The sequence below is a fragment of the Streptomyces sp. NPDC001492 genome (assembly GCF_053597275.1).
Genome location: NZ_JBSFHW010000120.1, coordinates 1 through 1,274 on the forward strand (window position 1 = coordinate 1; position 1,274 = coordinate 1,274).

Here is a 1,274-nt window from a genome sequence, read left to right on the forward strand (position 1 = left end):
CTCCACCATCTGGTTGTGGATGGGGTGTCGTGGCGGATTTTGTTGCCGGATTTGGCGGAGGCGTGGCGGCAGGTCAGGGATGGGCGGGTGCCGGTGCTGGCGTCGAGTGGGACTTCGGTGCGGCGTTGGGCGCATGCCTTGATGGACGAGGCTCACAGGCCCGGGCGGGTGGCGGAGTTGGCGTGGTGGTGCTCGGTGTTGGAGGGTTCGGATCCGTTGCTGGGTTCGCGTGTGCTGGATCCGGTGGTGGATGTGATGTCCACGGTGGAGCGGGTGCGGGTGCGGTTGTCGCCGGAGGTGACGCGGGTTCTGTTGTCGAGGGTGCCGGCGGTTTTCCGTGGTGGGGTCAACGATGGTCTGCTGGCCGCGTTGGCGGTTGCGGTGGCGAGGTGGCGGCGTGGGCGTGGGGTGGAGGAGTCGTCTGTCCTGGTGCGGTTGGAGGGGCATGGGCGTGAGCAGGAGGTGGTGCCGGGTGCGGATCTGTCGGGCACGGTGGGCTGGTTCACGAGCATGTTCCCGGTGCGTTTGGACACTGCCGGGTTCGATCTGGACGAGGTTTTGGCCGGGGGTGTGGCTGCCGGGGGTGTGCTGAAGGCGGTCAAGGAGCAGCTTGGGGCGGTGCCGGACAAGGGTGTGGGGTTCGGTCTGCTGCGTTATCTCAATGGTGAGACGGGTGTTGAGCTTGCGCGGTACGGGTGCGGTCAGATCGGTTTCAATTATCTGGGGCGTTTCTCGGCCACCGACATGCCGGCTCATTTGCGCGGTCTCGGGTGGACGCAGGTGTGTGAAGCCGATGCGGTGAGTGCGAAGTTGAGCCCCGATATGCCGGCGCTGTCGACGCTTGAGATCAACTCGGTTGTGGTGGATACCGACGAAGGTGTTCAGTTCGATGCGGTGATCGGGTTTCCGGCGGGTGTGCTGAAGCGTGCGGAGGTGCAGGAACTCGCGGATCTGTGGTGCGCGGCGTTGGAGGCGCTCGCGGGGCATGCCGTGGCTCCGGATGCGGGTGGGTTCACCCCCTCGGACCTGCCTTTGGTGCGTGCGAGCCAGCAGGACATCGAGATGTGGGAGCGGCGCTATCCCTCCCTGTCCGACGTCTGGCCCCTCACCGCCCTCCAGTCCGGCCTGCTCTTCCACACGATGCTGAACAACGACGGCTTCGACGCCTACCAGATGCAGCTGGCCTTCCACATCGAGGGCCCGGTTGAAGCCGAGCGCATGCGAGCGGCCGGACAGGCCCTGCTTGACCGGTATCCCAACCTACGCACCGCGTT

General features: G+C 65.9%; 1 protein-coding gene. It reads left to right on the forward strand.

All coding sequences use genetic code 11. The features are described 5' to 3' along the window. Positions 1-15: 15 nt before the first annotated feature. Positions 16-1,274: condensation domain-containing protein (locus tag ACWC1K_RS50670; RefSeq protein WP_450841004.1), on the forward strand; the 1,259-nt coding region annotated here is incomplete at its 3' end.